General features: G+C 62.2%; 20 protein-coding genes and 1 riboswitch. Of the genes, 8 read left to right on the top strand and 12 right to left on the bottom strand.

The features are described from left to right. Positions 1-256 precede the first annotated feature (256 nt). Positions 257-748, top strand: a complete 492-nt coding sequence (locus LG30_RS0111730) for an RNA recognition motif domain-containing protein (RefSeq protein WP_033130892.1) — start codon at positions 257-259, stop codon at positions 746-748. Positions 749-752: 4 nt separating this feature from the next. On the opposite strand, the gene murI is transcribed toward LG30_RS0111730, so the two are convergent. The 6 genes from murI to leuE form a co-directional block, all read right to left on the bottom strand. Continuing rightward, complete coding sequence (murI, locus tag LG30_RS0111725; RefSeq protein ID WP_033130891.1) at positions 753-1,541, bottom strand: glutamate racemase; 789 nt, start codon at positions 1,539-1,541, stop codon at positions 753-755. Between the two features lie 115 nt (positions 1,542-1,656). Then, positions 1,657-3,492: a TonB-dependent receptor domain-containing protein gene (locus LG30_RS0111720; RefSeq protein WP_033130890.1), complete on the bottom strand. Its 1,836-nt coding sequence runs from the start codon at positions 3,490-3,492 to the stop codon at positions 1,657-1,659. Positions 3,493-3,542: 50 nt separating this feature from the next. Next, a riboswitch (cobalamin riboswitch) is annotated at positions 3,543-3,720 on the bottom strand. Between the two features lie 114 nt (positions 3,721-3,834). After that, the gene (locus LG30_RS0111715) at positions 3,835-5,025 is read right to left on the bottom strand and encodes an L-lactate MFS transporter (RefSeq protein ID WP_033130889.1); all 1,191 of its coding nucleotides are present in this window, start codon (positions 5,023-5,025) and stop codon (positions 3,835-3,837) included. Positions 5,026-5,134: 109 nt separating this feature from the next. Then, positions 5,135-5,866 (bottom strand): LytR/AlgR family response regulator transcription factor, encoded by a 732-nt coding sequence (locus LG30_RS0111710; protein ID WP_033130888.1) that lies wholly within the window; start codon positions 5,864-5,866, stop codon positions 5,135-5,137. 46 nt (positions 5,867-5,912) lie between these two features. Further along, positions 5,913-7,586 (bottom strand): sensor histidine kinase, encoded by a 1,674-nt coding sequence (locus LG30_RS0111705; RefSeq protein WP_033130887.1) that lies wholly within the window; start codon positions 7,584-7,586, stop codon positions 5,913-5,915. Positions 7,587-7,782: 196 nt separating this feature from the next. After that, positions 7,783-8,421: a leucine efflux protein LeuE gene (gene leuE / locus LG30_RS0111700; protein WP_033130886.1), complete on the bottom strand. Its 639-nt coding sequence runs from the start codon at positions 8,419-8,421 to the stop codon at positions 7,783-7,785. A 284-nt stretch (positions 8,422-8,705) separates the two neighbouring features. Between leuE and LG30_RS0111695 the strand changes: the two genes are divergently transcribed. Further along, on the top strand, positions 8,706-9,926 hold the full coding sequence (locus LG30_RS0111695) for an MFS transporter (protein WP_033130885.1): 1,221 nt from the start codon (positions 8,706-8,708) through the stop codon (positions 9,924-9,926). Positions 9,927-10,080: 154 nt separating this feature from the next. On the opposite strand, the gene LG30_RS0111690 is transcribed toward LG30_RS0111695, so the two are convergent. Together LG30_RS0111690 and ftnA are read right to left on the bottom strand one after the other, a co-directional pair. Next, positions 10,081-11,265, bottom strand: coding sequence for a BaiN/RdsA family NAD(P)/FAD-dependent oxidoreductase (locus LG30_RS0111690; RefSeq protein ID WP_033130884.1), 1,185 nt, complete (start codon positions 11,263-11,265; stop codon positions 10,081-10,083). Positions 11,266-11,415: 150 nt separating this feature from the next. Next, a complete protein-coding gene (ftnA, locus tag LG30_RS0111685) occupies positions 11,416-11,940 on the bottom strand; it encodes a non-heme ferritin (protein ID WP_033130883.1) in 525 nt (174 codons plus the stop codon). A 209-nt stretch (positions 11,941-12,149) separates the two neighbouring features. On the opposite strand from ftnA, the gene LG30_RS0111680 reads away from it, so the two are divergent. Then, complete coding sequence (locus LG30_RS0111680; protein ID WP_033130882.1) at positions 12,150-13,934, top strand: diguanylate cyclase domain-containing protein; 1,785 nt, start codon at positions 12,150-12,152, stop codon at positions 13,932-13,934. A gap of 26 nt (positions 13,935-13,960) precedes the next feature. Here LG30_RS0111680 and fabV read toward each other — a convergent pair whose 3' ends face one another. Next, positions 13,961-15,148 (bottom strand): enoyl-ACP reductase FabV, encoded by a 1,188-nt coding sequence (fabV, locus tag LG30_RS0111675; protein WP_033130881.1) that lies wholly within the window; start codon positions 15,146-15,148, stop codon positions 13,961-13,963. A gap of 376 nt (positions 15,149-15,524) precedes the next feature. Here fabV and LG30_RS0111670 point away from each other — a divergent pair, with 376 nt between their 5' ends. Together LG30_RS0111670 and trpS are read left to right on the top strand one after the other, a co-directional pair. After that, the gene (locus LG30_RS0111670; RefSeq protein WP_033130880.1) at positions 15,525-15,959 is read left to right on the top strand and encodes a universal stress protein; all 435 of its coding nucleotides are present in this window, start codon (positions 15,525-15,527) and stop codon (positions 15,957-15,959) included. 193 nt (positions 15,960-16,152) lie between these two features. Continuing rightward, positions 16,153-17,166 (top strand): tryptophan--tRNA ligase, encoded by a 1,014-nt coding sequence (trpS, locus tag LG30_RS0111665; protein WP_033130879.1) that lies wholly within the window; start codon positions 16,153-16,155, stop codon positions 17,164-17,166. On the opposite strand, the gene LG30_RS0111660 is transcribed toward trpS, so the two are convergent. Beyond that, positions 17,145-18,104 (bottom strand): LysR family transcriptional regulator, encoded by a 960-nt coding sequence (locus LG30_RS0111660; RefSeq protein ID WP_033130878.1) that lies wholly within the window; start codon positions 18,102-18,104, stop codon positions 17,145-17,147. The two genes, trpS and LG30_RS0111660, sit on opposite strands and share 22 nt — an antisense overlap. 91 nt (positions 18,105-18,195) lie before the next feature. Between LG30_RS0111660 and LG30_RS0111655 the strand changes: the two genes are divergently transcribed. Then, entirely contained in the window at positions 18,196-19,095 is a 900-nt protein-coding gene (locus LG30_RS0111655) for a DMT family transporter (protein WP_033130877.1), read from the top strand. Beyond that, positions 19,080-19,241 (top strand): hypothetical protein, encoded by a 162-nt coding sequence (locus LG30_RS22530; protein ID WP_152599220.1) that lies wholly within the window; start codon positions 19,080-19,082, stop codon positions 19,239-19,241. The genes LG30_RS0111655 and LG30_RS22530 overlap by 16 nt, the downstream gene beginning before the upstream one ends. Before the next feature lie 106 nt (positions 19,242-19,347). Here the strand turns inward: LG30_RS22530 and LG30_RS0111650 are convergent, their stop codons facing one another. Next, positions 19,348-19,821: a DUF6314 family protein gene (locus tag LG30_RS0111650; RefSeq protein WP_033130896.1), complete on the bottom strand. Its 474-nt coding sequence runs from the start codon at positions 19,819-19,821 to the stop codon at positions 19,348-19,350. A gap of 42 nt (positions 19,822-19,863) precedes the next feature. On the opposite strand from LG30_RS0111650, the gene LG30_RS0111645 reads away from it, so the two are divergent. After that, on the top strand, positions 19,864-20,721 hold the full coding sequence (locus LG30_RS0111645; RefSeq protein ID WP_033130876.1) for a carboxylate/amino acid/amine transporter: 858 nt from the start codon (positions 19,864-19,866) through the stop codon (positions 20,719-20,721). Between the two features lie 82 nt (positions 20,722-20,803). Here LG30_RS0111645 and LG30_RS0111640 read toward each other — a convergent pair whose 3' ends face one another. Then, entirely contained in the window at positions 20,804-21,667 is an 864-nt protein-coding gene (locus LG30_RS0111640) for a sensor domain-containing diguanylate cyclase (protein ID WP_033130875.1), read from the bottom strand. Positions 21,668-21,731 lie beyond the last annotated feature (64 nt).

The raw sequence follows: 21,731 nt of genomic DNA, 5'->3' as shown, positions 1-21,731 counted from the left end.
ATTTTTTGAAGAAAGTCACGGAAATCTCAAATTATCCAATTAGAAACAGCTTATCCAGTGTATATATACAATGTTATCCACAAACCGATGATTTCAGCGCTGTTTTATTGGCATTTAGCTGGCTCTTCCTTGCTTAAGGAATGCCATACTGAAGCGGATAATGGTCCATGGTAGCGCCCGGCCATAAAGCTGGTTACCATGGAGGTGAATAGAGTGTTGCACCTTTTTTGCTTTCATTTACAAAAGGTCTTTAAAGATGAATTTATCCAAGTTTCCCGTTTATATGCAGGCAGCCGTTCTCTCGCTGGTATTGGCGTTGGTCGGTTATCTGGTTGCCCAGGCCCTGCAGTTTTCTCTGAAAGCCGAAGTCATTTTTGCCGTGGGTCTGGCCATTGGCGGTTTCGTCGTACCGCTGTTTCTTAACCGGGCTCCCGTCACTGTGGCCGCACAGGCTGCGAACCAAGAGACTTGCACCTTATATGTAGGCAACCTGCCCTATCGCGCCAACGAGATCGCCGTGCGTGAGCTGTTTGCCGAACAAGGCCAGGTTATTTCCGTTCGTCTGATGAAAGACAAGGCCACCGGCAAGCGCAGGGGCTTCGGGTTTGTGGAAATGCCCGCCGCCGATGCGGCCAAGGCAATTGCTGCGCTCAATGACAAGGAGTATCAACAGCGCACCCTCAAGGTACGTGAAGCGAACGACAAGCGGGACAGGGATGAGCGGGAAGGCGACGACGTCGACGCCTGATACCTCAGTACAGCACCTCTTCGAGTGATGACAGCCCCCATGCTTGCAAGGGGGCTGTCAGTTTTTGGGCCTGCGCATCGAGCCGAGTGCAATATGCCCTGCCCTGACCACCCTCAGCGAGCTGGGTGGGAAGGCTTGCCAACAGATGATCCACCCTTCTTGCCACCGCACTGCCCGAGTCCACCAGCTGGCACTCCGGCATCAGCTGCCGGATCTCGTCGCCCAGCAACGGGAAGTGGGTGCAGCCCAGCACCAGCGTATCCGGGGCATCCTCTCCTTCCAGCCAGTCCATCAGCACCTCTCGCAGCAGCGCCATGTTGACCGGTCGACCCGCCAGCTTCTGCTCGGCCTCGATCACCAGCTCGGTCGCACCCTTGAGCAGCACCCGCTTGCCCGGCGCGAACTGGGCGATGAGCTCATGGGTATAGGCACGGCTGACGGTGCCCGGCGTGGCCAGCAGGCCGATGCAACCGTTGCGGGTCAGGGCGGCGGCGGGCTTGATGGCCGGCACGACGCCCACCACGGGAACGGTCAGGGCCGTGCGCAGGGATGGCAGGGCTATGGTGCTGGCGGTGTTGCAGGCGATCACCACCAGATCGATGGCGTGCTCGGCCACCATGTGCGTGACCAGTCGGCAGCAGGCGGCGATCAGATCCGGTTCGCTCAGCTCGCCATAGGGGAAGTGGGCGTTGTCGAAGCAGTAGAGATAGTTGTGTGCCGGCAGGGTGCGGCGGATCTCGCGATAAACGGTCAAACCGCCCATGCCTGAGTCGAACACTAGAATATTGGCCACCTGAACTCCCCCTTGGATGCGAAGCGGCGATCATACTACCGCCAACGGCCCATAGAAAAGGCCCCGCACATGGCGGGGCCTCGCTTTTTCCTCTCTATATAAGCAGAGGTCGGGATCAGAGACGGTAATCGGCGGTCAGCTTGAACTCGGTACCCGGAGAGGCGTAGCCATAGGCCGGCACATAGTCGCGATCGAACAGGTTGTCGATGCGACCGCCCAGGGTCAGCTGAGGCAACACATCGTAGCTGGCCCCCAGGTTGACCAGGGTATAAGAGCTCAGCACCACCCGTTCTGCGGGGAAGCTGCTGAAGTCCTTGTCATCCCGCTTGCCCACGTAGAGCAGCTCGGTCGACAGATCCACCGGGCCCAGCTGTGCCTGAGTCAGCCAGCTGGCCTTCTGCTTGGCGCGGCGCAGCAGTTGCTGATCCCCGTCGTTCTTGTCCTCGGTCTTGGTGTAATCGAAGCTCAAGTCATGGCGCAGCGGACCGGTCTCCAGCCCAAGTGCCACTTCCACGCCCCGGATCTCGGCATCCGTGTTGTCCGGCTTGCAGCTGGAGAAGGCGCTCTGGCAGGCGATCAGGTTCTGGATCTGGTTGCGATACAGGTTCAGTGACCAATCCCAGCCGGTGTAACGGCCGGAGAAGTCCAGTTCCAGGTTCTTGCTCTCTTCCGGCTTCAGGTCCGGGTTCTCGTAACCTGGGTAATAGAGGTCGAGGAAGGTCGGCGCCTTGAAGCCGGTGCCGTAGCTCAGGCGCACATTGTGGTTGTCGTCGATGTCCAATCCCGCAGCAGCGGACCAGGTGTTGTGGCGACCGTATTGCTTGTTGTCATCGGTGCGACCGGACAGCTCCCACAGCAGGGCTTGCCAGCGATAGCTGCCCACCGCGAACAGGCCGGTGTTGTCGCGGTCCGGCGCATTGAACGACTGGCCATAGCTGCTCGAGTCGGATTTCAGCTGCTCTTGCTGCCAGTCGGCACCCCCAGTCAGCATCAACCCTTCTACACCCGTCCAGCTGTTGATCCAGGAGAACCGCGTCAGCCCGGTATGAATCGGCTCGGCGCTGGACTCGCCCTGGCTCTCCAGCCAGTTCTTCAGCTTGTTCTCGCCGTAGCTGGCCTCCAGCCGGCTGGTCAGGGCACCGCTCTGGTACTTGAGGCCGCCATCGTACTGGAAGGCCTGCACCCGGCTCTGATCCGTCGCCAGATAGGGATCGTCCATCTCGGTCTGGTTGTCATAACCCTGGGCGTTGAAGTCCGCGCTCCAGGCCTCGTTGAAGGCATGGTTCAGCCCGAACTGGCCGTTCAGGCTGTCAAAACCGTCCCGATCCGGTTGCTGGGCACCCGCCACCACGTCGAAGCCGTCGGTGCGCTCATAGCCCACCAGCATGTTCATGTCGGTATGCTCACCGAGCGCCTGCACGGTACGCACCTGCCCCTCTCCGTAGCCATGGCTTCCCACCCCGCCTTTCAGGTGGGTCTCGCTGCCGCCCTTGGCCGAGGTCTTGCTGATGAGGTTGATGACGCCACCGATGGCATCCGAGCCGTACACGGCGGCACGGGGGCCCCGGATATATTCGATGCGCTCTATGTTGCCGAGGGGGATCTGGCTGAGATCCGGCGTACCGGCCACCATGGCGGCGATGGGACGGCCGTTCATCAGCACCAGAGAGTGGTTGGAGTTGGTGCCACGGATGAACAGACTGCTCATGTGCCCTCGCCCGCCCAGGGTGGTGATCTGCACCCCTGGCAGGGTCTTCAGCAGGTCCGGCAGGCTCGACACCTGGCGGGCCTCGATCTCGGCGCGCTCGATCACTATCACGGGGGCCAGCACCGAGCCGACGGACTGATCCACCCGGTTGGCGGTCACCACCATGGTGTCATTGGCAGGAAGGGAGGATTGGGCGAAGGCCGCCGCAGGCAACAGGGCAGCCGCCAATAATTTCTTGGACATTACAGATCCTTAAGTTCGCGTAAGCATCTTTCATGGCCGGTTTCTCTCGGCCAGAAATACGAACTTTGGCAGGTCTTCGGGCTGGGGGGCTAATGGCCTACGGCGACGGCTTCCCACCTGACGGCAGTGCCCTGATGTCGCTTCGTTCCCCCTTACCGCTGCGCGCCAGCTCCGGATTCTCACCGGATTCCCTATTAAGCATGATGCGCCAAAGCGGGAGGATTATAGGAAAGGGTGGCAGAAGAGTATAGCTATTTAGCCATCCATACGTCTTTTGCTCATAAAAACAAAAACCGGAGCTCGCAGGCTCCGGTTTGTCAGATTTATCAATAAGTTCGGCTATCAGTCTGCGTATTGCGCCTTGGGGGCTGGCAGGCGGATGGTGAGGGAGAGCACCAGGGCCACCACCATCAGCACCAGGATGAGGTTGAAGGTCGCCATGAAACCGCCGAACAGGGACGCGACTATGGAGCCTATGATGCTGCCCAGCCCGAAGCCCAGGTAGATGACGCCGTAGTTCTTGGTCAGGTTGTTCAGGCCGAAGAAGTCGCTCACCAGGGAGGGGTAGACGGTGATGGTGCCGCCGAAGCTGAAGGCCACGCAGGCCACCGCCACGAAGAACAGGTTCGCATTGAGGGGCACGAACAGCAGCAACCCCATGCCGCACAGGGTGATGACTTGGGCGATGGTGATGACCCGGATGCGAGACATCTTGTCAGACAGAATACCCAGCACCAGTCGGCCACCCAGGTTGGCCATGGCGATCACCGCCACCGCATTGGCCGCCACCGCGGTCGACAGGCCGACCATGTTCTCGCCGATGTCCTTGGCCACCCCGATGACATAGAGGCCGCTCATGCAGGCGGTGAGGAACATCAGCGCCAGCATCCAGTATTGCGGCTTGCGCATCGCCTCGGCCAGGGTGAAGTCGCGGCTCTCGGTCTGCTGCAGGGAGGCGGCCTGTTTGGGCGCATCCTTCATCAACATGCCGCCCACCAGCACCATGGACATGGCGATCAGCCCCCACAGCTGGAAGGTCGCCTCCAGGCCGTTGTTCGACAGCAGCAGCAGGTTGATGTACTTGAAGCCCAGACTACCCAGACCATAGGCGCCGATGGAGCAGGCGGAGATCAGCCCCTTGCGCTCCGGGAACCACTTCACGCAGTTGGAGAGCGTCATCAGGTAGCCGGTGCCGTCGGCGAAGCCCACCAGGATGCCAGCGCAGAGGTAGAGCATGGCCAGGTTGCTGGCATGGGCGGTGAGGAAGAAGCCGATGCCGAGCAGCACCCCGGCACCCAGGGTGACGTTGCGCACCCCGAACCGCTCCTGCAGCTTGCCCGCCAGGGAGGAGGCGACCGCCAGGGACAGGCTGAGCAGGCCGAAGGCGAAAGCCACCTGGCTGACCGGCTCGTCCAGCTTGTCGGAGAGCTGGGCGTTGAACAGACTCCAGGTGTAAACGGAGCCCAGTGCGAACTGGGTGATGATGGTACCGATCAGGGTCAGGTACCGGGTGCGGTTCATCTCTTTGGTCATGATGCGTCTCGGGCGATGGCCTTAAGGAAATTGAGGCCACTATAGGCAAGACGCGGCTCGTGCCGACCGATTAAGGCATGAAATGCAGATCGGCGGGAATGAATGACAATCAGAGCCGCATCAGCTGACGGAACGCCTTGATGTTGCTGCGACTGACCGGCACCTCGAACGGCAGATCATGGAGTCGGATGAGGTAGGTACTGTTGAACCAGGGCACGATTTCGCGGATCTTGTTGATGTTGACGCAGTAGGATCTGTGGCAGCGAAAGAAGCCCTCCGCCGGCAGCCGGCTGACGAACTCGCTGATGGTCATGGGCATCACGTAGCGATCGGTGCGGGTGTAGACATGGGTCAGCTTCTCGTCCGCCTCGGCGTAATAGATCTGCTCGCAGGGGGTGACTATGATGCGCTCCCCCTTCACCAGGTTGACTGTGCGGTTCTGCGGCACGCTCACCTCGGCCCCCTGCCCCGCCTGTGACTTGCCGGCATGCTCGAGTTTTTGCAACAGGCTGATGAGGCGCGGCTCGTTGTAGGGCTTGAGGATGTAGTCGAACGCCTCCAGCTCGAACGCCTCCACCGCGAACTCCTTGTAGGCGGTGACGAAGACGATGTGGGGCGGATGGCTCGACTTGTGCAGGTTCTTGGCCAGCAGCAGGCCGTCGATGGAGGGGATCTGGATATCCAGAAACACCACGTCCACCTCGTGATCCTGCAGGTACTTGAACGCCTCCAGACCGTCCTCGAAGCTCGCCACTATCTCGATGCTGCTGTGCTGGTTCACCAGATAGATGAGCTCCTCACGGGCCAGATATTCGTCTTCAACAATGATGGCTTTCAACATGGCTGCATCTCTCGAGTCATATCTTCCTTCTCAATATTGATAGCGCTCAGCACGGCATGGCCTCCGGATCCGGCAGATAGAAACAGACTTCGGTGCCGGGTTCGAGCCGCCTGAGCTGCAGCCCGTCCCCGTACAGCAGCTTGACCCGTTGATGAACGTTCATCAGGCCGATGCTGCGGCTCTCCACCCGGCCGGCGGCCACCCCGTCGATCACCGCCTGGCTGATGCCGTAACCGGTGTCGCGCACCGCCACCCGGATGCCGCCCGCCAGCTGCTTCACCTCTATGGTGACCCGGCCCGGCGCGCTGCGGGGCTGGATGCCGTGCAGTATGGCGTTCTCCACCAGGGGTTGCAGCAGCAGGCTCGGCACCTGGATGTGCACGTCGTCCACCTCGAACACCACCTCCAGCTTGTCGCCGAAGCGGGCCTGCTCGATGGCCACGTAGTCGCGCACCTGCTGCAACTCCTCCTGGATGTCGATGAGCTCGTCCCCCTTGTTGAGGTTGTAGCGCAGGTAGTCCGCGAGATTGGCGATCAGCTGGCGCGCCTGCTGGGGACGGATGCGGATCAGCGACGAGATGGCGTTGAGGGCATTGAACAGGAAGTGCGGGTTGATCTTGCTCTGCAGGGCGGTGAACTCCGCCTTGCGGGTCATCTCTTTCAACTGCTCGATGCGCGACACCTCCATCTGGGTGGAGATGAGCTGGGAGAGACCCACCGCCATCTCCCGCAACGAGCTGGTGATGCTGTGGGTGCGGCGGTAATAGATCTTGAGGGTGCCGCTGACGGCGCCGTTCTCCCGCAGCGGAATGATGATGACCGAGTGGAAGTCCGACAGGTGGTACTGGCGCAGATCGTTGTTGATGATGATCTGGTCCAGCAGCACGGCCCGCTGGGTCATGTCGCTGATAGCGTGGTGCTCGTCCAGCTCGTAGTAATCCTTGCCCACCCCCACATAGGCCAGCACGTCCCGGGTGTCGGTGATGGCCACCGCATCGGCGTCGATCTCGCGCCGGATCACCCCGCACACCTGGCCGAGGGAGTGACGGTCGATGTTCTGGAAGAAGGGCAACGTCTGGTTCGCGATGTCCAGCGCCAGCTTGGCCTGCTTGGCGGCAATCATCTCCTTCTCGTCGTCCAGATCCTGCACCAGCTTGATGATGAGGCCGATACAGAGCGCCCCGGCGATCATGGGGTAGGCGATATGACTAACAATCTCGACCCCGACAGAATGAGGTTCTGTCAGGATCCAAATAAGCAGCATGGTCAGCCCCTCACAGGCCATGCCCGCCAGGATCCCGTACAGCCAGAGCCGCGACTTGCGGCAGTTGAGGTGGATCCAGGTCGCCAGCAGGCCGGCGATAATGCTGGCGATGAGGCAGGGAATGGAGGTGTGGCCATCCATGTCGATGAGATAGCGGTGCAGCCCCGAGATGACCCCGGCCGGGATGCCGACCCAGGGCCCGAACAGGATGCCGCCGGAGATGATGGCGATGATCCGCACGTTGATGAGCGCCCCCTCCACCGCGATGCCAGTGTAGGTGCTGAACACCGCGAACAGCCCGAAGATGCTGGCGACCAGCGTCAGCTCGGCCGGGGTGTGATCCCGTTTCTGGAACAATCGCTGGAAGGGTCTGGTGCGCGTCAGCAGGAACAGCGTCATCAGCATCAGCGCCGCCCGTTCAAACACCGCCAACAACATCATCTGATTTTCGAGCATGGGCCCTCCGGCCTAGGGCCACGAGGGGCGCACTATAAGGTGTATGGAGTCATGGGCTGCCGACCCAGATCGAGGGGAAAAAAGAACACAGCAGGATGGGCAGCCCCTGAGCGGGCCCCAGTTTACCTCAGACGACCCGCCAAGGGAGCAACGGCGTTGCAGGCTGGCCGGGAGAGGGCCAGCCTGCTGGAGGGATTCAGGAAGAGAGGGTGGCAAGCCGGGCCGCAAAGCCCATGAAGAAGAGGCCGATCAGGCCGTTGCCGAGCCGGGCCAGGCGCCGCTTGCGCGCAAAGAAGCGCGCCATCAGGGTGCCGCCGAAGATCAGCAGGGTCAGATAGACGAAGCTCATGGCCTCCAGCATGCTCGCCAGCACCAGATAGGAGACCCAGGTGTGGGCATAGTTGAAGTCGACGAACTGCACGAAGAAGGAGACGTAGAACAGGATCGCCTTGGGGTTGGTGAGGCTCAGGGTCAGCGCCTTGGAGAAGTAGCGCTCGCCGGACTCGACCACGGATGCCTCCCCTTCCCGCCTGGCGATGAAGTTGGCGCGCAGGATCTTCACCCCCAGATAGAGCAGATAGAGGGCGCCGAGGTAGCGCACCAGGGTAAACAGCAGGGGGGTGGTGCGAATGAGGGAGGCGATGCCCAGATAGGCGCAGAAGATCAGGATGGCGTCGCCGACGAAGACCCCGAGGGCCGCCTTGTAACCCGGGCCTATGCCACGGGTCGCCCCGGTGCGCAGCACATAAATCGAGTTGGGGCCCGGCGCTATGATGATGAAAAACAGCCCGACCAGATAGGTCCAGACGTTGATGACTCCCAAACTCTCAAACATGGCGTGCCCCTCTGGACTTGGAAAACAGCCCGGTCAGGCAGGTCCAAACGTTGATGACTCCCAGGCTTTCAAACATGTTCCCTCCATGGCGGTGAGCCGACTAACGACGGCAGGCTTTCTATACTAATCCGCCTCTCGCCAAGCACAAGATCTGAGCAGCGCTTCGTTCGTCCCCACACTCTCGCCGCCTCGATCGGAAACCCCCTCCCGCCCACTTTGTTGTGTCCAGACGGGCCAGGATCGGGCATGTTAGAGCGATACATGGACAACAGACACACTATCTCATGGAAAAGAGCCTCAGCACCGATAGCCCTCTCGTCGCGCCCCCCGCGACCGACGCCCTGAATACCACCACTTATCCGGTGATCGCCGCGATCAGCTTCTCGCACCTGTTGAACGACATGATGCAGTCGGTGCTGCTGGCCATCTATCCGCTGCTCAAACTCGGGCTCAACCTGTCGTTCACCCAGATAGGCCTGATCACCCTCACCTATCAGTTCACGGGCTCACTGTTGCAACCGCTGATCGGCCTCTACACCGACCGCAGGCCCATGCCTTATTCGCTGCCACTCGGCATGGGTTTCACCCTGCTCGGCCTGCTCTCCCTGTCACAGGCGGGCAGCTTTGGTGCCGTGCTGCTGTCGGCGATGCTGATCGGCATGGGCTCGTCAGTCTTCCACCCGGAATCCTCGCGGGTCGCCCGCATGGCGGCTGGCAGTCAGCCCGGGCTGGCCCAATCCCTGTTCCAGATCGGCGGCAACCTGGGGTCGGCCATAGGTCCGCTGCTTGCGGCACTCATCATAGTGCCGCAGGGACAGGGCAGCGCGGCCTGGTTCTCGCTGTTTGCGCTGGTCGGCGTCGTGGTGCTCAGCCTGGTCGGGCGCTGGTCGAGCCATCACGGGGCCAACTTCCATAAACGGATGAAGGCCCATGCCGGCAACGGCCTGAGCCGCCGCCAGATCGGCTGGTCGCTGGCCATCCTCGGCCTGCTGATGTTCTCCAAGTTCTTCTACATGACCAGCCTGAGCAGCTATTACACCTTCTACCTGATGGACAAGTTCAGCCTGTCACTGGACAGCGCGCAGCTCTATCTGTTTGCCTTCCTGTTCGCCGTCGCGGCGGGCACCGTGCTCGGCGGGCCGGTCGGTGACCGCATCGGCCGCAAGCGGGTGATCTGGATCTCCATCCTCGGCGTCGCTCCCTTCACCCTGCTGCTGCCCCATGTCGACCTGTTCTGGACCTCGGTGCTCTCGGTGATCATCGGCCTGATCCTGGCCTCGGCCTTCTCCGCCATCCTGGTCTATGCCCAGGAGCTGGTCCCCGGCAAGGTCGGCACCATCTCCGGCCTGTTCTTCGGCTTCGCCTTCGGCATGGGGGGCATAGGCGCCGCCCTGCTGGGTCAGCTGGCCGACGCGACCAGCATCGAAACCGTGTATCAGGTCTGCGCCTACCTGCCGCTGATCGGGTTGCTGACGGTGTTGTTGCCCACGCTCAGGAAGGGCTGATCGGCCCACTGGCGTGGAGAGGAGATCTGCGTCACGGGATGGGAGTCGAGGGGGATAAGGTGGAAGGGAGAGAGGCAGCTGACATCGGTGTGAGAACGGCCTGAGGCGTGCAGAGGCGGCACCTCAGGTCGTTCGATACTGCCTGGCGTGTGCCTCAGCAGTACTGCCCGGCTACCCAGCCGGAGGACCAGGCCCACTGGAAGTTGTAGCCCCCGAGCCAGCCGGTGACGTCCACCACCTCGCCGATGAAGTAGAGACCGGGCACGGTGCGCGCCTCCATGGTCTTGGAGGAGAGCTCATTGGTATCCACCCCTCCCAGGGTCACCTCGGCGGTGCGATAACCCTCGGTGCCGTTCGGCAGGATCTGCCAATCCCCCAGCAGGGCAGCGATGGCCGCCAGCTCCCGCTCGTTGTACTGGCGCATCGGCTTGTTGACGAGTTGCCCCAGCTCCACCAGCTTGTCGACGAAGCGCTTGGGCAGCTCGCGCCCCAGTACCGTCTTCAGCTCCTGGGCCGGATGGGCCAGCGCCCAGGCCTTGAGGGCCGCCGGGATATCCAGCTCAGGCAGCAGGTTGATGTGGATCTTCTCCCCCGCCAGCCAGAAGGAGGAGATCTGCAGTATGACCGGGCCGGAGAGGCCGCGGTGGGTGAACAGCATGGCCTCCTTGAAGCGGGTGCCATCCTCGGCAGTCACCGCCACCGGCAGGCTGACCCCGGCCAGATCGGTGAACGCCTCCTTCTGCTCCTGATGCAGGGTGAAGGGCACCAGTCCGGCGCGGGTCGGCAGCACATTGAGACCAAACTGCTCCGCCAGCTTGAAGCCATAGGGGGTGGCACCGAGCTTGGGCATGGAGAGGCCGCCGGTGGCCACCACCAGGGAGTGGCAGCGCACCTCTCCCTTGATGGTGTCGAGCAGGAAGCCGTCGTCCGTCTTGCTGACGGAAAGGATCTCGGTCTGGTACTGCTGGGTCACCCCGGCCCACTCACACTCGGTGAGCAGCACATCGACTATCTCTTTCGCGCTCTCGAGACAGAAGAGCTGCCCCAGGGTACGTTCGTGGTAATTCACCCCGTGCCTGTCCACCAGATCGATGAAATCCTGCTGGGTGTAGCGCGCCAGCGCCGACTTGCAGAAGTGCGGGTTACCCGAGAGGAAGGCGTGGGGGCCGGCCTGATGGTTGGTGAAGTTGCAGCGGCCGCCGCCGCTGATCAGGATCTTGCGGCCCGGCTTCTTGGCATTGTCGAGCAGCAATACGGAGCGACCCCGGTAGCCTGCCTGGGCCGCACACATCAAACCGGCCGCACCGGCCCCGATCACCACCACATCCACTTGCATCATCACAACCCTACTCATCAAACGATCAACGAAAACGGCTCATAAGAGCCGTCATCACGGGCAAAAACCAATAGCTCAGTGTACCGGCGTAAACAGAAACGGCCCTCAAGAGGGCCGTCATTGTACTGACTGAACACTAAGTGTCCACGACTATCAGGCGTTGCCGTCCATGATGCTGGCCGGCGCCCCCTTGGCCAGCTCGGCCAGCTCCTTGTCGATGAAGTAGAGGCCCTTGCCATCCTCGCCCACCAGGGACAGGCGATCGACGATGCTCTTGAACAGCTTCTCTTCTTCATGCTGCTCGGCCACGTACCACTGCAGGAAGTTGAAGGTGGAGTAGTCCTGGGTGGTGAAAGCCACGTGGGCCAGGCCGTTGATGCACTTGGTGATGTGGTACTCATGCTCCAGGGTGGTACGGAAGATATCGCCCAAAGAGTTGAACTCATGGGGAGGCGCCTCTATGGCCCCCAGCAGCGGCATGCCGCCGGTCTCGCTCACGTAGGTGAACAGGCGCTCCATGTGCTGGCGCTCCTCGGCGGCGTGCTTGCGCAGGAAGGTGGCAGCCCCTTCGAAGCCCTTGTCCTCGCACCAGGCGCTCATCTGCAGGTAGAGATTGGAGGAATAGAATTCAAGATTAATCTGCTCGTTCAACTTCTCGATCATGGCTTTGGCCAACATGCTGATTCTCCACTGTGATTTGGTCACGATTGTCGCCACTGTTGCAGCACGAATCAACTGTCCGCTTTCGTCATAGGCCATTGTTGTGACGCAACTTCCTCTCATCCTGGCCCCCATACGGGCATAGAGAAGCAAAGAAGGATGGTGTAACCGGACTCAGCCTCTATGATGGCGCCAATGGTCAGGAAGAAGATGCAATGAGATTGGTGATGGTACTGGCGCTGCTCTGGACGACCCAGTTGCAGGCCTCCCCCCCGTTGTCGGAAGAGGCTGAATTGCAGGCGGCGCGCGATCCCGTCGGCTATCTGCGGCGCCTCGATGCCAGTCCGCAGCAGGAGATGGAGCTGTTCCACGCCAGATCCCTGGCCAAGGCCGCCCTGGGGCGCTATCCACAAGCCCTACTCGACAACGCCCGGGCGCGCGCCCTGGCCATCACCCGCCAGGAAAACGCGCGGCTGCTGGACTTCCAGCTGCAGCAGGTGGCACTCACCCTGGATACCGAAGCGCCACAGCTGGCCCTCAGCCTGCTGGCCCAGCTGCAACCCACCCTCGGCGGCCACCCGGCCCAGCAGTCCGAATGGCACGCCCTGAACGGGCTCGCCCTCTACCGCACCCAGCAGCTCAAAGAGGCCATAGCCGAGCTCAAGACCGCTTTTCACCTCAAGCAACAAGAGCCAAAGAGTGCGCTCTCCGACCTGCAGTGCGCCCGCGTGCTGATGACCCTTGGCAACCTCTATGCCGATCTCAGCCTCCACCGGGAGGCCGAAACCTATTATCAGGATGCGCTGGGGCTGATGGTGCAACTGCGTGAGCCCAACAGTCAGACCATCATCAGGGCCAACATGGCGCGGCTCTACATCGACATGGCCCGCCCCGCCAAGGCGAGGAAGCTGCTCGATGCCCTGCTGACCAACCCCGATCTGTCGCCAGACTATCGCGCCATCGTGCTCGGCTATCAGGCCATGGCCCTCAATGCACAGGGGGAGTGGCGCGCGGCCTGGCACAGCCTGGACGAGGCCCAGGCCATCTATCAGCGGCTCGGCTATCCACAGGCGGCCTCCCGCCTGACCGAGACCCGGGCCAGGACGCTGCAGGGCCGTGGGGAGAAGCAGCTGGCATTGCAGTTGCTGACGACCCGACCTGACGCCATCACCATCGACGGCCAGGCGTTGCAGGCCAGATTGCTGGCGGATCTGGGGCGCTACCCCGAGGCCTACAGGGTCATGACCGAGTACATGCAGCATTACAAGCAGCACTTCAATCAGACCCTGAGCCAGCATGCCAACGCCTTCCAGGCCGAGATGGAGCTGGCGCGCAGCGAGGCCAACAACAGGGCGCTGCAGCAGGAGAACGATCGCAAACGGCAGCAGCTGCTGTATCAGCAGAGCGCCCGTTACTACCAGCTGATGCTGGTCGCGCTGCTGGCGGGCGCCCTGATCATGCTCGGACTCACCACCCGCAGACTGCACCGCAACTCACGCCATCTCTACCGGCTCGCCACCTTCGATCAGCTGACCGGGTTGCCAAACCGGCGTGCCCTGCTGGAGCGACTGACACAACAGTGGCAACTGAACGAGCCACTGACCCTGCTCATCATCGACATCGATCACTTCAAGCAGATCAACGACAGGCACGGCCATCAGACCGGCGATCTGGCCATCCAGAAACTGGCCGAAGAGCTGAAACGCTGGGCCCCCGACCTGCAACAGGTCGGGCGCTGGGGAGGAGAGGAGTTTCTGGTGGCCATGTCGCAGGACGGCACCACCTGCTGGCACCTGGCCGAACAGCTGCGCAGCCGGATCGAGAGCCTTGGCTCCCCTCACATGACCATCAGCACGGGGGTGGCGGAGCGTTGTCCCGAGGATGACAGCCTGAATCAGCTGATCCACAGGGCCGACATGGCGATGTATCAGGCCAAACGCCAGGGCCGCAACCAGACCATACTGGCGGCGGCCCCCAACCTGCTGTCCGAACTGACCAGCAGCGTCGCCTGACAGGGGGCTGCATCAGCGCCCGTCCCTCAGGGCACCAGCTCGGTCAGTGACGCCTCATTCACCGGTGCCCCGTAGTCGACCTCCGCCAGCTCGAAGCCATTGAGCTGCATGAAGTCCCGCTTCAGCCCGGCAAAATCCCCGAGGGCCTGGAAGTTGTCCGGCGTCACCTTGGACCAGAGCGCCGAGACCGCCGCCTGCACGGCCGGGTCCAGCTCGTGGTCATCCATCCTGATCAAGCGGTTGCCGTCGGCCACCACCCCTTGAGGTCCGTACATCTTGTCGGCAAACAGCCGCCGCATCTGCTCGATGCAGCCCTCGTGCACCCCGCGCTCCTTCATCACCCCCATCAGCAGGCCGAGGTAGACCGGCAGCACAGGGATGTAGGCGCTCGCCTTGGTCACCAGCGCTTTGCACACCGACACCCAGGCGTGGCCGCCGAGCTCGGCCAGCTGCAGATTGATGGTCTCGGCGGTGGCGTGCAGGTGCTCCTTGGCATAGCCGATGGTGCCATCTCGATAGATCGGATAGGTGGATTCCGGGCCAATGTAGGAGTAAGCCACCGTCTGCACGCCCGGCGCCAGACAATCCGCCTGCTGCAGCGCCTGCAGCCAGAGTTGCCAGTCCTCGCCCCCCATCACGGTGACGGTGCCCTGGATCTCCTCCGGGGTGGCGGGGGCCAGGGATTGCTGCACCAGGCTGTCGTGTTCCAGATCCAGCCCCCAGCCGCTGAACGGCTGGCCCGTAGTCTTGAGTACGGAGCGCACCTGGGTGCCATCGGCCAGCAGCCGGATGCCGCTCGCCAGCGAATAGACCACCAGATCCACCTGCCCCAACTGCTGGCGGATGCTCTCCACCGCCTGCTGGCGCATGGCGTCCGAGAAGGCATCGCCGATCAGGTTGACGGCGATGCGCCCCTCCTGCTCCGCAGCCTGCCTAAACCAGATGTTGTTGTACCAGCCCGCGCTACCGAGCCCCTTGTCGGACGGCCCCCGCTCGAACGAGACACCGACGGTGTCGGCTCCCGCCCCGAAGGTCAGGGCGATGCGGGACGCCAGCCCGAAACCGGACGAGGCCCCCAGCACCAGCACCCGCCTGGGCCCGTTGAAGTGGCCCGCCGCCCTGACGCCGGCGATCTGCTGAGCCACGGCGGCCCGGCAACCTATGGGATGACAATTGCGGGCAACGCAGCCCTGGATCTGAGGATGAATAATCATGAGAAATCTCCGCTTGAACTGGCTACAGCATAGCCATGACGCAACGGATTACCTTGATGTCAGGGGGGATCGGGTACGGAAGGGCGCAGAAAAACAAGAGGGAGCACGAGGCTCCCCAAAGCGGTATTCAGATGCTTTTTGTTGTTTTGTGTTCATTGCGAAGCACGGGCACATCCTATTCCCCTCGCCGTTGCGGGGCAATACGCCGGCTGTGATCGGCTTCAAATTCTTGCTCAATATATGCACAACTTTTCATCGAAGGCGGCAACATAGCCGTACAGAAAACCCATTCCAATCCTGAGGCCGTGGTGACAACACCGTTTTAGTTTCATCAGACATTGGTATAGTGAACCCAGGATCAGTGAGGAGAACTCCCATGAATGGAACCTATTACAAACACGTACTGGCCGCGATCGACCTGTCGGAAGACAACCGCAAGGTGATCGAGAAGGCGGTCGACCGGGCCCGCTCCAATGGCGCCAAGTTGTCGGTGATCCACGTCGACGTGGACCTCAAGGATCTCTACACCGAGATGATCGATATCGACATCGACAACGTGCAGGATCAGGTGATCGCCGAAGCGAAGGAGAAGCTGGAAGCCTTCCTGGCCTCGGTGGACTACCCCATCGAGAAGAAGCTGGTGATCTGCGGCGATCTGAGCGAGCGGGTCAATCAGGCGGTCAAGGATTACCAGATCGACCTGCTGGTGTGCGGCCATCGTCAGAGTTTCTGGAGCCTGCTCACCTCCAGCGCCCGTCAGCTGATGAACACAGTGCCCTGCGATCTGCTGGTCGTCCCCTTGCAGAAGTGATCAAACGGGCGTAGCTTGTTTATCCATGAACATCACAGCTTTCAATCACAACAACTGGTGGTGCTGCTCCTAAACAGGCGGCACCACTTTTCTATGTGAAATTTTCAACAGAAAACACCGTGACCGCCGAGAGGCGGTCATTGTTTTTATCCCTTTGTCGCCTCCCGGCTCACCCCCAACCGGAGAGAATGACATGCATAACCCCATCATACTGACTGGCGACAGACCCACCGGCAGACTGCACATAGGCCACTACGTCGGCTCATTGCGCCAGCGGGTAGAGGCCCAGTCCCATTACCGCCAGTTCGTGATGATCGCCGATCTGCAGGCGCTGACCGACAACGGCCACAACCCGGCCAAGGTGACCGACAACGTGCTGGAGGTGATGGCCGATTACCTGGCAGCCGGCCTGGATCCCGCCAAGACCACCTTCTGCCTGCAGAGCGCTCTGCCCGCCCTCGCCGAGCTGACCTGCTACTACCTCAATCTGGTCAGCGTCGCCCGGCTGGAGCGCAACCCCACCGTCAAGGCGGAGATCCAGCAAAAAGGGTTCGAGCGCAGCCTGCCTGCGGGCTTCCTGGTCTATCCGGTCAGCCAGGCCGCCGACATCACCGCCTTTCGCGCCACCCATGTGCCGGTCGGCGAGGATCAGCTGCCCATGCTGGAGCAGACCAACGAGTTAGTGCGCCGCTTCAATGCCCTGGTGGGCAAGGAGGTACTGACCGAGTGCCAGCCCATACTGAGCGACACCGGCCGCCTGCCCGGCATCGACGGCAAGGCCAAGATGTCCAAGTCCCTCGGCAACACCATAGAGCTCGGCATGTCGAGGGATGAGATCAAGCAGGCGGTGTTCGCCATGTACACGGACCCCAATCACCTCAAGGTGAGCGATCCCGGTCAGGTGGAGGCCAATACGGTGTTTGCCTATCTGGATGCCTTCCACCCGGACAAGACGCTGGTGGCCGAGATGAAGGCCCACTACCAGCGCGGCGGCTTGGGTGACATGCGCTGCAAGCAGGTGCTGAACGACTGCCTGCAGGCCCTGCTCGCCCCCATGCGGGAACGGCGGCAGGCGGCCATCGCCGACAAGGGCCAACTGCTGGCGCTGCTGCATCAGGGAACGCTGCAGGCTCGCACCCTCACCGACGAGGTGCTGGCCGAGGTCAAGGGTGCCATGGGGCTGGATTACTTCGCCGGGTTGCGCTGAGCCGCCGTGCCCAGCGCGGCCTTGCCGTAGCGTTCGAGGGCGAGCCGGTGCAGCAACCCCTTGAACCAGCCGATCGCCTCGTCATGGGCGGTGAGGGGGTGACCCGCCATCAGGTAGACGATGGGGATCTCCGGGTCCAGCTGATGCAGCCGCAGCGGGTAGTAGCGACTGAAGTGGCGGCCGATCATCTCCGGCACCACCACCAGATAACGGCCGGTCGCCATCAGCTGCGGCACCGCCATAAAGCTCGGCAATCTGACGCCCAACTCACGCGCCACCTCGAAGCGGGCCAGCCAGAGATCCACCATGGCCTGGCTGTGGCCCCAGCTGGAGGTGTAAATATGGGGGCGGCTGACCAGATCGGCCGGCCCCAGCACATCCGGCAGTGCGCTGCCCAGCGGTGACAGGCACACCAGCGGGTTGCTGAACCACTCCTCGCGCCACAGCCGGGGCGACAGGTTGTTGGCATCGGCGAAACCGATCACCAGATCCAGCTCCCCCTTCTCCAGCTCCCGCTCGTAGTCGCTGTCCGCCAGCTCACACACCTCCAACCGACACTGGGGCGCCTGCTGGACCATGCGCTCCACCAGCGTCGGCACCAGGCCGTGCTCCACCGAGCCCGGGGTGGCGATGCGAAACACCCGCTGGGCACTGGCGGGATCGAACCCCTTCGCCTGGCGCAAGCCCTGCTCCAGCATGGCCAGCGCCTGGCGCACCGGCCCCGCCAGCGCCTTGGCGCGCTCGGTGGGCATCATCTCGCGCCGGCTCATGACAAACAGCGGATCGTCCAGCGCACTGCGCAGTCGCCCGAGGGCGTGGCTGACGGTGGACTGGGAGAGGTGCAACCGCTCGGCGGCACGGGTGACGTTGCGCTCCTGCATCAGCATGTCGAACACGGTGAGCAGGTTGAGATCCAGGCGGGAAAGGGGGAGTTCCATCGATATTGGCCATAGTGGAATGACGACAATTCATTTTTGGCATAGTAGCAGATTGCATAGAATGCGCGGGCAAATTACATCGGAGATTAAAATGCGCAGCTATCTGTTGTTACTGGCGATCGGCCTGTTGTGGGGTTCCCAGTTCATTTTCATGCATCAGGCCGTCAACGAGATGCCTCCCATCATGGTGGCCTCCGTGCGCGCCCTGTGCGGTAGCCTGACCCTGGGTCTGCTCTGCCTGTTCATGCGCCTCAAGAGCGAACACACGCCGTGGCGCACCTATATGCTGATCGCCCTGCTCGATGCCACCATCCCCTTCATCATGGTGGCCTGGGGTCAGCAGTACGTGGATAGCGCCATCGCCGCCGTGGTGATGGGTTGTATCCCCTTTGTCACCATCTTGATGGCACCCTTGTTGGTTTCCGGTGAAAAAATCACCAAGGGAGGCCTTGTCTCCGTGGTCATCGGCTTTGTCGGTGTGCTGGTGCTGTTCTGGCCGAAACTGGCGAATGGCATGGATGCGGGCCTGCTCGGCGCCGTCGCCATCCTGTTCGGGGCCAGCTGCTTCGCCATCGGCCTGCTGATGATCAAGCGCTTCGCCAAGGACCACCCCGTGGTGGTGGCTCGCAACATCCTGATCTCGTCGGCCATCCAGCTGTTGCTGGCCGCGCCCTTCGTCACCGATCTGAGCGCCCTCACGATGCCGAGCCAGCAGGCCATGGGGGCGGTCGCCGTGCTGGGCGTGTTCTGTACCGGCCTGGTCTACTTCCTCTACATGGCGCTGATCCAGCAGGCGGGCCCGACCTTCGCCTCCTTCAGCAACTACCTGGTGCCGCTGTTTGGCGTCATGCTGGGCGCCCTGTTCCTCGGCGAGCAGATCCAGTCCACCACAGGCGCGGCACTGGCCCTGATCCTGGGCTCGGTCGCCCTCAACCAGTGGGCTCAGCAACGCCGTGCCCGTCGGGAGGCCAGCCTATGTCAGGCATCCTGACCACCCTCTGCGGCGGTCTGGTGCTGATCGCCGGCTGGCAGTATCGCCACCGGCTGGCCGGACTGCTCGGCCTGCTGATGCTGACCCTGCCGTGGCTGTTCGACAGCAAGCTGCAGGCCATGCTGAACTATGCCCTGCATGCCTGAATGCCATCTCTGAATGTGTGACGAGAGTGTATCTCTCCTGTTTTTGGGACCGTTTTAAAAAAAACCTCCGATTTGTCCCCGCTACCGGCGCCCTGCGCCGGTTTTTTTATGCCTCCTCCCCGCTTCGCAGGTAACGATACTCGAGCCGTTCATTCTTGCGCGGGCCGGTGATCTGCCAGCCGAGCCTGAATCCGCCCGGCAATGGTGTCAGCTCGGCACTGTAGTGGTCCTGGCCGCACAGATGGGGCTCGGCGGTCAGCCAGCGCCCGTCCGACCCGGGCCGCAGCTCAAACAGCAGGACCGGGGCCTCATGGCGCAGATGGGAGAGCGAGATCCCCCGCTCGCTGCGCCGCCACCAGAAACTGTTGTGCATGGCGAGCTCACGGCCGTGGGGCGTGGTATAGCGGCCCGCCTCGGCAAACAGCCAACCCCCCTGGTGATCGGTCACCCGCACCTCTCCCTCACCCCGCCCGTTCCAGTCGGTCGCGGAACCCACCCCGTTGCTCGCCTCGAAGGCAAATGCTCCGATCTGTGGCAACAGTGCCCATAAACGCTGGATCGCGCCTTCCAACTCGGCCATCATAGCGCCCTCCAAATTGACAACTGACGACAATTCAATCACATGAACTACTTGATAGGGGTCACCCTGCTCTGGTCCTTCTCCTTCAGCCTGATCGGGGTCTACCTCGCCGGCCAGGTGGATGCCTACTTCTCCGTGCTGACCCGCATCGCTCTCGCCAGCCTGGTGTTCCTGCCCTTCCTGCGCCGCCGCTGGCTGAGACCCGATCTGGTCGTCAAGCTGATGGCGCTCGGCGCCACCCAGCTCGGCATCATGTATCTGTTCTATTACCACTCCTTCCTGCTGCTGACGGTGCCGGAGGTGCTGGTGTTCACCATCTTCACCCCCATCTACGTCACCCTGCTCCACGATCTGCTGGAGTCCAGATTCAAACCGACCTACCTGTGGGGGGCCCTGCTCGCCGTGCTGGGGGCGGCCGTCATCCGCTTCGATGGCCTGACCGAAAGCTATGTGATGGGATTCCTGGTGGTGCAGGGGGCCAACCTCTGCTTCGCCATCGGACAGGTCGGCTACAAGGTGTTGCTGGCACGCGAGAAGGAGCAGCCGCCCCAGCTCGCGGTGTTCGGCTGCTTCTATCTGGGGGCCCTGGCCATCGCCCTGCCCGCCTGGTTACTGCTGGGCCAGCCCCAATACCCGACCAGCAACCTGCAATGGGGCATTCTGCTCTGGCTGGGGGTGGGGGCGTCCGGACTGGGTTACTTCCTGTGGAACAAGGGCGCGACCCTGGTCAGCAGCGGCGTGCTGGCCATCATGAACAACGCCCTGATCCCGGCGGGCTTGCTGGTCAACCTGGTGCTCTGGGGCAAGGATGCAGACCTGCTCAGGATCGCACTGGGCGGCCTGCTGATGTTGGCCTCTCTCTGGGTCTGCCAGCGTCATCCGGCGCATAGCACGGACTGACGATCGGTCGACCGCCAGGCCCGTCAATGCTGACTCTCTTTGGCCCACCGACGTCATCGGGTGAGTGAGTGCTGACTAAAAATCAACCGATGACGGTGTTGTGCTCCCGCTTGGCCTGGCCGTGGCAAGAGGCCAGCCGGGCCAACAAGTGATCGATCTGCTCGGCGCTCTGGCTCTGTACCAACCCGATGCTGACGGTCACCGGCCGCTCGGGCAACAGGTTGGCATCGGCGATTTCGAGGCGCAGCCGCTCGGCGATCTCCAGGCCGCTCAGGCGATCGGTCTGGGACAGCATCAGGATGAAACCATCCTCGTCCCAGCGGGCGAAGGGATCTTCCCGGCGCAGCTCGCGGCGCACTATGCGAGCCAGCTTCGCCAGCATGGCGTCGCAGGCCACCTCACCGAACAGCTGCAATATCTTGCTGCTGTGATCCACGGTGAACTGCAGCAGGCAGAAGCTGCCGCTCTCGTGTGCCAGCCGCTCATCCAGCAGCAACTCGAAGTAACTGCGGCTCTCGAGCCCGGTGAGGGGATCCGTATTGTGGCGTTCGTCCAGCTGGGGTGCGGCCGGATCGAGGTGGCGTACCACCCCCAACAGCTGACCCTGCCCATCACTGCGCACCCGCTCCTCCAGCCGGAGGTAGTGGCCCTGATGGTGCAAGATGCGATACTCGAGGCGCAGCCCGTTGCCCTGGCCACTCTGGCACGCCCTGATGGCCTCTTCCAGGCGGGCGGTATCGTCCGGGTGCACCCGTGCCAGCCAGCCGAGATCATCCAGCTCATCGCCTTCAAGCCCCAGCAGTTGCAGGCAGGAGGGATCGCGCCTCAGCCCCTGCTCCGCCGACCAGACCCAGATCCCGGCCTCCAGCATCTCCATGGCTTGCGCCATCAGGGACATATCGAGCCGGGTCACGGTCTCAACCCAGGGAGTTACATCTCTTTCCATCACACGCCTCGAAACCGGATCCAAATATCAGCCCAAATAAGTAGCATTGGCGCTCGCGCCGAGC

This window comes from Aeromonas aquatica (assembly GCF_000764655.1).
Lineage (GTDB): Bacteria > Pseudomonadota > Gammaproteobacteria > Enterobacterales > Aeromonadaceae > Aeromonas > Aeromonas aquatica.
The sequence above is the reverse complement of the archived record's forward strand: the minus strand, read 5'-3'. Positions and strand labels throughout refer to the sequence as shown.